Below are 13,591 nucleotides of genomic sequence, written 5' to 3' on the forward strand. Positions count from 1 at the left end.
CGGCGGATCGCCCGGCGTGAGCACCGCGACCCTGGCGCTGGCGTTCGCTTGGCACCGGCCCGTGCTCTTGGTGGACGCCGACCCCAGCGGAGCGTCCGCGGTGTTCGCGGGGTACCTGCGCGGCACACAGACACCCGGCGGCGGGCTGATCCGCCTGGCACTCGCACACCGCGACGGCGCCCTGGCCGAGGCACTCCCGCACGAGACGCTGGTTCTCGACCCGCCACCTCACCTGCAGCGAGGTGAGTCTCCGACCCCTGGCGGGGCGTCGGGCGCAGGACCAAGGGCAGGATCAGGTGCTGGGGGAGTGTGGTTCCTCGCCGGCATCCGCGACCACCGGCAAGCACCCAGCGTGGTGCCGCTGTGGGAACCGCTGGCCGAACAGCTGCGGGCGATGGACGCCCAGGGCCAGGACGTGATCGTCGACGCCGGCAGGCTCGGTCTCGCCGGATGGCCGCGCGAGCTGATCATGGGAGCCGACCTCGCGCTGCTGATGACCCGGACCTCGCTGCCTGCGCTCGCCTCGACGCGGTCGTATGCCGACATGCTGCGCGAGAACTTCGCATCGGTCGGCGGCACCGATCGCCTCGGGATCCTGACGGTCGATGAACGTCATCGTTGGCCAACCAAGGCCGACAGGCTCCCGGCGGTGCGCCCCTACACGCCGCGGCAGATCGAGAAGGCACTCGAGCTGCCCGTCGTGACCACGCTTCCGTGGGCACCCGACGCAGCCGAGGTCTACTCGCACGGCGCGCGGCCACCCCGCAAGTTCGCCGACTCTGCCCTCGTGGCCGGCTGCCGAGCCGCGGTCGGCGCCATCGCAGGACACATCTCCGCCCGCGCCACCGCCCGTTACAGCGTGCTGACGCCGACGACAGCAGGCCGGACATGAGCGCCGAGCAGCAGCGGCCCGAACAGCACCAGGCTGAACAGCAGAAGGTCGAGCAGCACCGAGACGAACTGGACCACGCGTTCGACACGGCCAGCGTGCCCGAGCCGACTGAGTCGCTTGAGTCGCCCCAGAAGCCGGAGAAGCTGGGCCGGGCCGGGTCGCGGTTCGCGCACTTGCGAGGCGACAGCCGATCGGCGCCCGCACCTCGAACGTCCTCCACCCCGGTCAGCCCTGTCAGCCCCGGAGACGTGTCGGTCGGTACCCGATTCGCTGATCCGCCAGACCTGGGTGATCTCCCGATGTTTGCGACCGGGGCCGACGCGGTCCCGGATCGGGGAGCCGGCGCGGGAGCCTGGGGCGGGCCGGTGCGCGCGCTGATCCCCGAACCCCCACTGCCCGACAGGCACGGCGCCCACCATGGTGCCACCCACGGGGTTAGTGACGTGGGATGGGAGGTGGTGGCCCAGTTGCGGGCGGAGGCCTCGAGTCGGCTCACCGCTCGGCTCGAGAAGGAGGGCAGCCGGCTTACCGACGACGAACGCGAGCAAGTCGGTCTCGCTGTGATCGCCGAGCTGGTCCGCGCCGAGTCGGAGGAACGCGTCTCGTCCGGGCAGTCCAGCTGGGCTCCTTCGCAGGAGGAGCACCTCCGTCAGGCGCTTTACGACGCGATCTTCGGGTTGGGTCGCCTGCAGCCGCTAGTGGACGATGAGTCGCTGGAGAACATCATCATCACCGCCCGTGGTGCTGTGGTGACGGTGTGGCTCGAGGCATCTGACGGCACCCTGTCCGAGGGCCCGCCTGTGGCGGACTCCGAGGATGACCTGCGCGAGTTCCTCGCCGACCTTGGTGCCCGGCAGAACCGTCCCTTCACCGAAGCACGCCCCAGCCTGCACCTGCGACTTCCCGGCGGTGCTCGTCTCGCCGCCGCGTCCTGGGTCACCGCCCACACCTCGGTCGTGATCCGCCGTCACCGCCTCGTGGAGGTGTCGATGGAGGAGATGGTGCACGTACGAGGCGCCTGCAGCCCCGCGCTCGCCGACTTCGTCTCCGCCTGCGTCAGGGCCGGCAAGAGCATCGTGGTCTCCGGCATCCAAGGCTCGGGCAAGACCACGTGGGTGCGCGCCCTGTGCTCCCAGATCCCCTCGCACGAGATGATCGGCACCTTCGAGACCGAGTTCGAGCTGCACCTGCACGAGATGACCGGCCGGCACCGGATCGTGCACGCCTGGGAGCACCGTCCCGGGTCGGGAGAGATCGGCGTGGCCGGACGTCAGGCAGGGGAGTTCACCCTCGAGGAGGCCATCCACGACTCGTTCCGGTTCAACCTGGACCGCCAGATCGTCGGGGAGGTCCGCGGACCCGAGGTGTGGGCGATGCTCAAGGCCATGGAGTCTGGCCCCGGCTCCATCAGCACCACCCATGCGCGCAGTGCCGAGCACACGGTCGAGAAGCTGGTGTCCTGCGCGATGGAATCAGGTCCGCAGGTCACCCGCGAGCTCGCGATCAGCAAGATCGCCGCCGCGATCGATGTCGTGGTCTATCTCCAGGCCGACACCGTGACGGACCCGGATGGCACCCAGCGCAAGCGCCGCTGGGTCCATGAGGTCCTGGTCGTCGAACCCAGCCCCGACGCGGTGATGGGCTACTCGGCCACCTCGGTGTTCCGCCCCGACGGCACCGGCTCTGCCGGCACCGCTGTCGCTACCGGCGAGATCTCGGACCGGTTGTGCCGCGACCTGGTCCGTCACGGCTTCGACCTCGACGCCTACAACGCCGAGTCCACCCACACGCGACCCCTCAACCGCGGCGGAGGTGCATCGTGAACGCCTTCATCGCAGCCGTCGCCGGTGTAGTCATGGTGGCCGGACTGATCGGCATGGTGGTCGCCCTTCAACCTGCACCAGCGCGACCGGTACGGACGCGCGCGGGGAACCGCCCCGGCGGTAGGGGAGCGCGGCTCGGCCGGGTCGGTCGGGCGTGGAGTGGCGCCAGCGTCCGCTCCAAGCGGCTGATGCTCATCGGCGCGCTGGCCGGGCTGGTGGTCGCGCTCGTCTCGGGGTGGGTGATCGCGATCGTGTTGGTACCGGCCGCCGTGGTGGGGATCCCGGTCCTGCTGACACCACCGACGTCCGGCACTCAGGTCGAGAAGCTCGAGGCTCTCGAGGAATGGGCTAGGTCGTTGTCCGGGAAGCTCACCGCGGGCCAGTCCCTGCGCTCGGCACTGATCCGGTCCCTGCGTTCGGCGCCGGCCCCGATAGAACGCGAGGTCGGACTCCTCGTCGCACGGCTGTGGGACAACAGCACCTCGACCGAGGACGTGCTCCGACTCTTCGCCGAGGACATCAACGACTCCACCTGCGACGTGGTCGTCACCAACCTCATCCTCGCCGCCTCCGGGCGGGGTCAGGTCGGCCTGTCGGTCGCGCTCGAGGCGCTCGCGGAGACCGTGGCCGCCGACGTCCGTGCACGACGGCAGATCGCCGCCGACCAGGCCAAGCCGCGCACCACCGCCCGCACCGTCACCGCCATCACCCTCGCCGTGCTCGCAGTGCTGAGCCTGACCGGGACCTACATCGCCCCCTACGGCACACCCATCGGCCAGATCGTCCTCGGCCTCCTCCTGTGCGCCTACGTCGCGACCTTGCTGTGGCTGCGGCGCATGGCGGTGCTCCCACCGCTGCCACGCTTCCTCAACCTCGCCGACCGCCAGCGAGCCCACGCCGGCCCAGGACCCCAAGCAGGACCGGGATCAGCCTTGGTCGTAGGCAGCCCTCCCGCACGTCGAGTAGGGGCGGGGGACGTCTCATGACCGGCCTCCAAGTCGCCCTGTGTGGTGGTCTGACGATCGGCTTGGCCTGCGCCCTGCTGGCCTACCGCCTCGCGCCGTCCGACCCGCACCTGGGTGACGTCCTGGACCGCCTCGGCCCCGAACCCCTGGCCCGGAGCGCGTACGGCGATGGCGGCGCCAGCGCGGGCATCGCGTCGGCGACCCTCGCCGACCGGCTCGGCGTCTGGGCGATGCGCACCCTGCCCGGCAGCGCCTGGGCGCGTACACCGCGCCGGGACCTGGCCATCCTGCAGATCGGTGAGACCCGCTTTTACGGTGAGAAGGTCCTCTGGGCTGGACTTGGCCTGATCTTCTTCCCCGTGCTGTCGACCATCTGGGCGCTCCTCGGGCTGCCGATCCCACTCGTAGTCCCCGCCTTGGGGTCGATCGTGCTCGCCACCGTGGGCTGGTTCGTCCCCAACTACAACGCCGTCGACGACGCCAAACGCGCACGGGTCGAGTTCCTCCGCGCGCTCGGCGCCTACATCGAGCTCGTCGCCCTGGAACGCCGCTCCGGCGCCAGCGGCCACCAGGCCCTCGCGACCGCCGCCGACGTCGGCGACTCATGGGTCTTCACCCGCATCGCCACCGAACTGCGCCGCGCCCGCTACGCCTCACGCGCACCGTGGGAATCGCTCCACGACCTCGCCGACGAGCTCGGCGTCCCCGAACTCGACGACCTCGCCGACATCATGCAGCAGTCCAGCCAGGACGGCGCCCAGATCTACACCAACCTCCGCGCACGAGCCACCGCGCTGCGCTCCGCCATGCTCAGCGCCGAAATCGGCAAGGCCAACGCCGCCTCCGAACGCATGTACATCCCCGCCAGCCTCCTCGGCATCGTCTTCATGGCGATCCTCATCACCCCCGCACTCCTCCGATTCACCACCTGACCCGCACACATCCCGCCCACACCAAGGAGCACCACCGGTCCACGACACACCTCCCACTCAGCCCGAAAGGAAGCAGCCATGAAGCTTCTCCTCCACCTCCACACCCAGCTCTACCTCTGGCTCCACATGCTCAACGCCAGGGCCACTTCGCTCGACCGCGCCTCCACCAGCGACGTCGCGGCACCACGACACGCGGGACGGCGACGCACCGATCGCGGCTCGGTCACGATCGAGCAGGTGATCTGGGCCGGCGCCGTCATCGTGATCGTGGGCATCGTGGTCGCTGCCATCACCGGCTACGTCACGACCCAGGCCGACAAGATCAAGTAGGCCCGTCCACGATGTCGCCGCGCAAGGGCCCGACCCAGCAGCACCGCACCCGTGACGACCGCGGGTCCGTCGCCATCCAGATGGCGCTGCTGCTCCCTGCCCTGTTCGCGGTGATGTTCCTCGGCATGCAGGCATCCCTGTACTACCACGCACGCAGCGTCGCCCTCGCCGCCGCCGAGGAAGGCGCCCGCGAAGCAGCCGGACAGACCGGCACCCGCGACAGCGGAATCGCGGTCGCATCGGCCTTCCTGCGCGATGCCGGCGGAGACGACGTCATGACCGACACCGGCATCACCGGCACCCGCACTGCTGCCACCGCCACGGTCACCGTGACCGGCAAGACCCTCAGCGTCATCCCCGGCTGGCGAGGCACCGTGACCCAACACGCGAGCATGCCCGTCGAACGGATTACCCCATGAGCCCCGCGCTGAGCTCACAGTTCACCGACGACGCCATCCTCCAGGACTGGCATCGCCGCGACGACCGCGGGTCGGTCGCCATCGAGGCCGTCGTCGGCCTCCCAGCCTTCGCGCTGTTCGTCGCGCTCATCGTTATGGGAGGCCGGATCGAGGTCACTCGCCAAGCCATCGAAGCTGCGGCCTACGACGGCGCCCGCACGGCATCGCTGGAACGCACCCGAACCGACGCCGCCGAAGCCGCACGCTCACGAGTCGCCACCAGCCTCGCCGGCCTTCCGTGCAGCACCAGCAGCATCGTCGTCGACGCAGCCGGCTACGACGCCCCACTCGGTACCACGGTGCTCGTCGGCGTCACCATCACGTGCCGCGTCGGTCTCGCAGACCTGTCCCTGCCCGGCGTCCCGGGCCACCGCGTGATCACCGAGACCGCCTACAGCCCGGTCGACGCCTACCGGGAGCGCCGATGACCTACGCCCCGTGCCTGGTGCATCCCGCGGACCGCAGCGCAGGCAAGAACATCTCCAGCCGCTCCGTCGAGTGCGCTCGTACCGCGGTGGGCCGAGGTCGCGACGACCGCGGATCGATCACGATCTGGTTCGCCACGACGTCCTTCATCATGGTCGTGCTCGTCGGCCTGGTCGTCGACGTTGGCGGACAGGTCCAGACCCAGCAGCGCGCCCGCGCGGTCGCCGCGCAGGCCGCCCGCGCCGGCGCCCAGGAGCTCGACGCCACCTCCGTCAAAGGCCAGGGCCTGGCGATCGACCCCACCAGTGCCCGCGCCGCCGCCACCGCTTACCTCCGCGCTGCAGGCGTGACCGGGACCGTCACCGTCAGCAACGGAACTCTCCTCACGGTGCGCACCACCGACACCTACCGGCCCAAGTTCCTCAGCATCATCGGGCTCACCCGCATGACCGTCACAGGCGAAGGATCCGCGCGCCTCATCCAGACTCTCGGGAGCCGGACATGACCCCACCCACCCCTCCCCACCACGGGTTGCGTCAGGACGAGATCAACGTCCAGCGCAAGATCCAGCGCAAGATCCAAGGCGAGCGTGCGGACGACGCGTCGCGATTCGTGGACCGAGCCAGTCGTCGAATGCTCGGACTCGTGGCCAGCCTCGCGGTGGTCGGCATCCTCGTGGGACTGCCGGCGCTGCTGCTGACGATCGGTGCGACCCCGTTGCCTGGCGCCTCACCCTCGCTGACATCGCTCACCGACCGCCTCCTCGCACCCGACGACGGCTCCCTCGTCCTCGCCACACTCGAGGTGGTCGCATGGGCGGCATGGGCCTTCGCAGCAGCGGGCCTGCTGGCCGAGCTGACCGCACTCCTGCGCGGCGTTCCCGCACCACGACTGCCCGGACTGGGCACCTCACAGCTGATGGCGAGGACACTCCTCGGCCTCGCCACGCTGCTCTTCGTGGCCGCACCCAACGTCACCGGAGCCGCTCCCGCAGCAGCAACACCCCTAGGCGTCGCATCCTCAGCACCGACCACCGCCCGCCCACTCCACGACCCCTCGACCTCAACGAGTGGCGCCGCCACGCAGCTCAACGACTACGCCAGCGATTCCCCGTCCGCACGAGCGCCCAGTCAGACCGCTCAGCAACAGCACGCGCGCACGCCCGCGCAGCCGCAAGCGTTCGACTACGTCGTCAAGCCTGGAGAGAGCCTCTGGTCGATCGCAACCCAGCACCTCGGGAACGGATCCCGATTCACCGAGATCGTGGACCTCAACCGCGACCTCCTCGGCGACAAACCCAGCTTCCTGCAGCCCGGATGGGTGCTCCGCATCCCCGCCAACACCACGGCTACCGGCGCGCCGACGGGACCACGGCACCACACCGTGCACCCCGGTGACACCCTCACTGCCATCGCTGACCACTACCTCGGCGATCCCAGACGCTACCCCGAGATCTTTCACGCCTCCGCCAGCACTCTCCAAGCCGACGGCTCTCGGCTGACCGACCCCGACCTGATTCGACCCGGCTGGACCCTCACGATCCCCGGAGTGACCACCAGCCCAGCACACTCAGCGCCCACAGAGGGCCGGCATGGTGGGGGAGACCACGCACGTCCCGACGGGGAAGCCGAGGACACGGCCGACAACCACGTCGATCGCGGGAACGTCAACCATGAAGACACCACGGCGGGTTCGATGCTGGGGTCTCGTTCGGACGAGTCGACACGATCTGGAGATCGCTCTCGGACCCCGGACCGCATCGGAGACTCTGCTGATCGCGACGATCGATCCGGTAATCGCGTTCGGGTCGATGATGAAGCGGGACAGGACTCCATCGTGTCGGCGCCCTGGTTCGTCACCGGGCTCGCCGGAGGCGGGATGTTGCTGGCAGGTGGCCTCCTCATGGCTCTACGGGCGCGACGACGCTCGCAGGTCCGCGCCCGTCGACCCGGCCGGACGATCGCAGCACCGGACCCTGCACTGGCTCCGGTTGAGAAGTCCATCGCCGCCGCGACCGGCGCAGCAGTGACGGTTGAGTTCCTCGACCACGCCCTGCGTCACCTCGCTGTCAGTGTCGCCGCAACGCGGTCGAGCATGCCGCCGCTGGCAGCTGTCGAACTGGGTCACTCAACGTTGACGCTGCACCTCAGCGCACCCTCCGACCTTCCGTCGCCATGGATGGGATCGGTCGATCGAACCCACTGGCACATCGACGGGCCTCGCACCGATCTCGACGTCAGCCCTGGCAGCGGATCAGGCAACGTTCTTGTGGACGGTCTCGGCATCGCGGACGAGAGCGGCCATGGTCGGTCCGCCGATGGTCCGGAGTCGAGTGTGTCGGACCTGGAGGCGCCGTATCCGCTCCTCGTCAACATCGGCACCAGCGACATCGGCGAGACATGGATGCTGAACTGCGAGGAGCTCGGAGCCATCGCTATCTCGGGCGACCGGGACAACGCGCAGAACTTCATCCGACATCTCGGCGCGCAGATCGCCGTCAACCCATGGTCATCGCGCGTCACCGCGACCTGTGTCGGGGTCGCCGCGGAGGCCGCGTCGATGGACGAGCGACTGACCTACATCGCCGGAGCCGAGGACATCGAGACGCTCGTCCAAGACACGATCACCGCGGCCGAAGCGAGCATCACGCGCGCAGGCGCCCACGCCACAGACGTCGCCACGGCTCGGACCGGCTACGTCGACGACGACACGTGGCCCGCACGCATCCTGCTCATCGAAGCAGCATCGGCCGAACCATCAACGCTGGAGCTCCTCGAGCACCTCACCCAGCTCATCGCCGATCACCCCGGCCAAGCCTCCACCGCCATTGTCTTCAACGACCCGAATCACAATGCCCACGGCGCAAGCGACCACGTGGTCACCTTGACCCTCACCTCGACCGGGCGCCTCGCTCTCGAAGAGGCCGGCCTCGACCTGATCGCCGTCGGGCTGACGGCCGATGAAGCTGGCGGTTGCGCCCAGCTCTACGCCCAGCGCGCAGATCTCGACGACGTCGCGGTTCCCGTCGACGACGAACCTGCCTCCGACGACAACGCGGTCGGTTGGGAGATCTACGCCGACAAGGCCGGCGCCCTGCGTGACGAATACACGCGACCCCGAGACACAGACCGGGCCGACGATGAAGACGACGGGGGCGAGGAGTCCGGCTATGTGAGCCTCCTAGACGGCCCGGACGAGGACTACCTCCGCACTGGCGCCCTGACCGAGGACGACCTCCAAGCCGTGGCACCAAAGGTCTCGGCCGGACTGCGAACCGACGTCGAGACAGCAGACCCACATCTCGACCAAGACGTCACAGACTGGTTCGACCCAGACTGCCCCCGGCCGCGACTCATCCTTCTCGGGCCCGTCACCGCGCGCACCCACGGCCAAGCCCTAACGAAGCGGAAGCCCTATTTCACCGAGCTGCTGGCCTACCTCGCCCTAAGGCGCCGCCACGGCGTCACCCGCGACGAGGTGTGCGATGCATTCGGCATCTCGCCTGGCAAGTGCCGCGACTACATCAACATCGTCCGCGACTGGCTCGGAACGAACCCCAGCATCAACGAGCCACACCTCCCGCACGCCGACAAGTCACCCGCAGCCCAGGCGCGTGGCCTCAACCTCTACCAGGTGGATCACGGACTGCTCGTCGACGCGGACCTGTTCAAGCGCCTCAGTCTGCGTGGGAGGACCCGCGGAGGAGCAGACGGGCAACGAGATCTCGCCACAGCGCTCCGACTTGTGACCGGGCGACCGTTCGACCAACTGCGACCCGGCGGCTGGACCTGGCTCTTCGAAGGCGAGCGCCACGACGAGTACGCCCTGGTCGCAGTTGCCGACGTGGCATTCACTCTCACCACCGCCTACCTCGCCACCGGCGATCTCGTCCGAGCCCGCGCCGCGACGGAGATCGCGATGCTCGCCGCCCCCGACGAAGAAGTAACCCGACTGTGCCTTGTCCGCATCACCGAAGCCGAGGGCGACGCAGCCGGCGCCCAGCAGATCCTCCGCGAACAGGTCTGCAACCGCACCGACAGCGACGAGGCCCCCACCGACTTGCCCGAACGGACCGAGACCATCATCCGCAACCACCAATGGCTCGCGAGCTAGCGGGGATGCGCGAAGGAGTAGCGGCATGACCAATCGAACCCGCAGCGGAACGGCACGGCGGTCCCGCCGAGAACGCGCCGTCGTTGCGCTGAGCGTGGTGAGCACGCTGATGTGCGCCGCCTCCTGCGGCGGCAACGAACCGGACAACGGCAATCAGCCCACTGACCCCAGCCCGACGAGCGCCACTTCAGACACCACCGAGCCGACACCGACCGAACCGACCACGTCAGAGCCGGCGACGGATGAAGAGAAGGCCGCAGCCGCCCTTCTCGGCTACCTCGACGTTCGCGACAAGGCATACGCCACAGGTCGCATCAGCAAAAAGCTCAACAAGTACGCGACCGGCCAAGAGCACTTCGCACTGCAGCAATTCGTACAACAGTTGACCTCACCTCCCGAGACGCGCTTCCAGGGCGCTTGGGATCACGACGTCATCAACGTCGATTTGAAATCAGGTGGCAGCGCGTTGGTGACCGACTGTGAAGATGGCAGCGACGTCAATGTCGTTCGTGTTGCCGATTCCTCAGTCCTGCCGTGGATCAAGTTTGAAGGAAAGGAACTCCCGCGCAGGCTTGAGCAGGTCTACCGCGTCGAGATGACGGGTGGCCGGTGGAAGGTCTCGTCCGCAGAGTCATTGCCCAATGAGGTGGCCGAGTGCTGAGCCGTCTCGCGAGGATCGCAGTGGTGGCGCTGGCCCTCACGGCTAATGCAGTCGCGAGCCACGCTAGCCCGTCCCAAGGCGGTGATGACGATTGCTACAAGGTCACCTACAAGGATCCGAAGACCGGAGAGATCAAGATCAAGATCGTCTGTCCCGGCACACCCGGTGGGGGCGGCGAGAACCCGGGTGGTGGCACCGTCAAATGCTTCTACCTGGGGAACGAGGTTCCGTGCGAGAACCAAGGCGCTCCATGGAGCGCAGTTCACAACTGCTGGGTGACTCGTGTGGATCCTCAGGACCCGCCGCCGGAGGGCAAGGTCGATGAGGACGGCGACTGGTACTTCTGTTCACCGCCCCCGCCCTACATCGCCCCGACAGGTGGGCCACCGAAGGTGTGGATCGACGGGCCCGCAACGGAGTGGGTGAACCCCGGCGAGCTTGCTGCGCGAGCGGTGGCATCGATGGACCTTGAGCCGATCGGAATCGGGATCGTCCCCGAGGCGGGCGAAGATCGGATGGGTCTGATCGGGCTCCCGGTGTGGATGTGGGTGGGAAATCCCGCCCCCAACACGTTCGGCCCCATCACGAGGTCGGCGTCAGCCGCCGGCGTGACCGTCACAGCAACGGCATCGGTCTCCAAGGTCGTGTGGGACATGGGAGATGGCTCCGACCCGATCACTTGCGGAGCAGGAACGCCCTACGCGGACCGTTACGGGAAGTCGGACTCTCCGACATGCGGGTACCGCTACCAGCGGACCAGCGCCGATCAACCCCACGGTGCGTACCAGATATCGGCGACCTCCTACTGGATCGTGGAGTGGACCGGGGGAGGGATGACCGGAGTGATTGAGTTCGACCTGTCCAGCGTCGCTGCCATTCGTGTGGGAGAGGCCCAGGTCCTCACCCAGTAGATCCGCGACCGCCACAAGGCGGGGGGCGCCGGACGAGATTCTCGTCCGGCGCCCTGAATGTCATCGCACGTGCGGCGAGCATTTGGTGATGCCCACCGGCAAGTGCGCCAGAGCCCTGTGTTGCGACGGCTGGAGCGGCCTCTAGTTTCCCGAGTCGTCACCCTCGGCGAGGAAGTAGCTGGAGTTCATGGCGGGATCGGGCTCGAGGGGTGTCCACGAGACGTGAGTGATTCGTCCCAGGCCGCTGGTGTCGCGCGGGTCTGGCTTGGCGCGGTGTTCCTCGAGTGCGGATCTTGCCGCGTTCGCTCTGCCACATTGGTCTTCGGAGAGGTAGAAGGCCAAGGATTCTAGGTGCTCCCAGTGCCTGAAGAAAACCTCGAAGTCCGGGTCTTCGCCGATGGTCTGCTCGAGATTGTCGAGGGCCGCTTCGATGGAGCTGGGGGACACCTGCCTGCGGAGGTCGGGTAGCAGGTCGATCATGCCGTCCTCGCTGACGATGATCACGATCGTGTCGCCTGCCTGGGCGGCTTGATAGCGAACCGCCGAGTTGAACCTAGCGCCGCGGCTTGGGTCGCCGCTTCCGGTGGCATGGCCATCGAGGATCACTCCGACGGCGTGGCATGCGCCTTGAGTGTCGACGAGGACGGCGCCGTCGATAGTGGTGACTGCTCCCAAGGTCGTCGGGTCGAGGGGCTGGGGACGGATCTGCTGGGCTTGGGGCACGAGCCGCGCGGCCTCACGGTCGGCGTGTCGGTGAACGACCAGCATGGTTCCGTGTGAGGCGCGAGACGCTTCTTGGCTGAGGTTCCAGAGGGTGTCGGCTTCGACTTCGCCGACCTCGGAAAAGACTCGCTTGGCGACTGACTTGAATCGGGCGGGGTCCAGCGGTGGGCGGGGGAGTGTTGGGCGTGTGTTAGCTACCCGGAGTAGGGGTTCACCGTGGTGGCTCAGCTCCCAAGTCCCTCGGGCGGCGACAGTGAAGTTGAATGCGCTCTCACCGAGAGGATCGTAGGTCTCCAACATGCGTGCGAGTCCCCGGACCTTCTCGCCGTCGCATAGAAGTTGGTGCCGCGGGTCGGTCATCTCGAGCGCCTTGCGCAGGGAACGGGATTCGGAGAGGTGGATCGGGTCGACGAACTCCATGACGACTTCAATGTGCGGGTGATCGGTCGCGGCAAGGAGGATGCCACCCACTCCGGTGCGGCCCTCGTAGGGCTGTGCAGACACTTCGTCGAGAGCCACCGCGAGTTCTGACGGAAACTCGTGGCCGGCGTAGAGCGACACTGACTGGACGAAGCTCCGCGCCGCCTTCCGTATCAGTTCTGATCGGTCGGACCAGTAGACCGAAAAGTCCTCCGGTGGTGTGCTCCTTGAGAGGTCGGCAGTGGCGGCGGCGAGTATCTCTTGCATGAGCGCATCTTGGAACGACGGGACAACGGCATAACGGTCAATGCGGGAGCGACTGAGCTTTGGCTTCGAGTTCCATCGGGCAGTGGGGACGGAGATCACTGGGTGCACTTCGTAGCGTCCATCCACTAGAACCGACCTACCCACGAAGAACGTCTTTTCGCTGCCGGGCGCGGAATCGGCGAGGGCTCTACGAAGGGCCTCGGCACGGTGGGAGTCGAACAGCGAACGATGGAAGCGCTCCCGGTGTCGCGCGCTGCTCATCAGCATCCGCGACTCGGGATCTTCCGCATATCCGGTTCGCGCCTGCGCCACCACATCGGACAGATCGACAGCGGCCATCGGATCCTCCTCGGGCTCGAAGCAGACGGAGAACGGCCTGTCAGGATCATCGGTGAACCCGACTAGAAACGCTCTCGCCCCGAGGCCGAATCCGATGTCGTCGAATACACGGCGGGTCGCTCTCTCCAAACCGGCACGGAAGTGCTGCTGGAAGCCCCACATGAATTGGTTGATCGAGTACCTCACACGGCCATCGTTCCCGATGCCACCCACACGGTGCTCGTTCGGCGGATCGTGGCAGTCGTTGCGGGACTGCGTCTGCCTCACTAGAAGTACAGCAGCTCTAGCGAGCACGTTCCCGTGCCTTGCGAGCGCTCGGCCCATGACAAGC

The 13,591-nt window shown here is 67.8% G+C and carries 12 protein-coding genes; 11 read left to right on the top strand and 1 reads right to left on the bottom strand.

The features are described 5' to 3' along the window. Positions 1–16 precede the first annotated feature (16 nt). The 11 genes from J2X46_RS15685 to J2X46_RS15735 all read left to right on the top strand — a co-directional run bounded on the left by J2X46_RS15685 (position 17) and on the right by J2X46_RS15735 (position 11,511). Positions 17–892, top strand: coding sequence for a hypothetical protein (locus J2X46_RS15685; protein ID WP_310252160.1), 876 nt, complete (start codon positions 17–19; stop codon positions 890–892). Positions 893–1,335: 443 nt separating this feature from the next. Beyond that, positions 1,336–2,715 (top strand): CpaF/VirB11 family protein, encoded by a 1,380-nt coding sequence (locus tag J2X46_RS15690; protein WP_310252162.1) that lies wholly within the window; start codon positions 1,336–1,338, stop codon positions 2,713–2,715. Beyond that, positions 2,712–3,701, top strand: a complete 990-nt coding sequence (locus J2X46_RS15695; protein ID WP_310252164.1) for a type II secretion system F family protein — start codon at positions 2,712–2,714, stop codon at positions 3,699–3,701. The genes J2X46_RS15690 and J2X46_RS15695 overlap by 4 nt, the downstream gene beginning before the upstream one ends. Next, entirely contained in the window at positions 3,698–4,612 is a 915-nt protein-coding gene (locus tag J2X46_RS15700; protein WP_310252166.1) for a hypothetical protein, read from the top strand. The genes J2X46_RS15695 and J2X46_RS15700 overlap by 4 nt, the downstream gene beginning before the upstream one ends. Positions 4,613–4,690: 78 nt before the next feature. After that, the gene (locus J2X46_RS15705) at positions 4,691–4,942 is read left to right on the top strand and encodes a hypothetical protein (RefSeq protein ID WP_310252167.1); all 252 of its coding nucleotides are present in this window, start codon (positions 4,691–4,693) and stop codon (positions 4,940–4,942) included. An 11-nt stretch (positions 4,943–4,953) separates the two neighbouring features. Continuing rightward, entirely contained in the window at positions 4,954–5,361 is a 408-nt protein-coding gene (locus tag J2X46_RS15710) for a pilus assembly protein (protein WP_310252169.1), read from the top strand. Beyond that, a complete protein-coding gene (locus J2X46_RS15715) occupies positions 5,358–5,828 on the top strand; it encodes a TadE/TadG family type IV pilus assembly protein (RefSeq protein ID WP_310252171.1) in 471 nt (156 codons plus the stop codon). The genes J2X46_RS15710 and J2X46_RS15715 overlap by 4 nt, the downstream gene beginning before the upstream one ends. After that, positions 5,825–6,331, top strand: a complete 507-nt coding sequence (locus tag J2X46_RS15720) for a pilus assembly protein TadG-related protein (protein ID WP_310252172.1) — start codon at positions 5,825–5,827, stop codon at positions 6,329–6,331. Before J2X46_RS15715 ends, J2X46_RS15720 begins: the two co-directional genes overlap by 4 nt. Next, the gene (locus tag J2X46_RS15725; protein WP_310252173.1) at positions 6,328–9,939 is read left to right on the top strand and encodes a LysM peptidoglycan-binding domain-containing protein; all 3,612 of its coding nucleotides are present in this window, start codon (positions 6,328–6,330) and stop codon (positions 9,937–9,939) included. Before J2X46_RS15720 ends, J2X46_RS15725 begins: the two co-directional genes overlap by 4 nt. Positions 9,940–9,964: 25 nt before the next feature. After that, positions 9,965–10,600 (top strand): hypothetical protein, encoded by a 636-nt coding sequence (locus J2X46_RS15730; RefSeq protein ID WP_310252175.1) that lies wholly within the window; start codon positions 9,965–9,967, stop codon positions 10,598–10,600. Between the two features lie 23 nt (positions 10,601–10,623). Beyond that, positions 10,624–11,511 carry a hypothetical protein gene (locus J2X46_RS15735; protein ID WP_310252177.1) on the top strand — a complete coding sequence of 296 codons (888 nt, stop codon included), beginning with the start codon at positions 10,624–10,626 and terminating at the stop codon, positions 11,509–11,511. Between the two features lie 141 nt (positions 11,512–11,652). On the opposite strand, the gene J2X46_RS15740 is transcribed toward J2X46_RS15735, so the two are convergent. Then, positions 11,653–13,446 carry a diadenylate cyclase gene (locus J2X46_RS15740; RefSeq protein ID WP_310252178.1) on the bottom strand — a complete coding sequence of 598 codons (1,794 nt, stop codon included), beginning with the start codon at positions 13,444–13,446 and terminating at the stop codon, positions 11,653–11,655. Positions 13,447–13,591: the final 145 nt, after the last annotated feature.

Source organism: Nocardioides sp. BE266 (assembly GCF_031457855.1).
Classification (GTDB): domain Bacteria; phylum Actinomycetota; class Actinomycetes; order Propionibacteriales; family Nocardioidaceae; genus Nocardioides.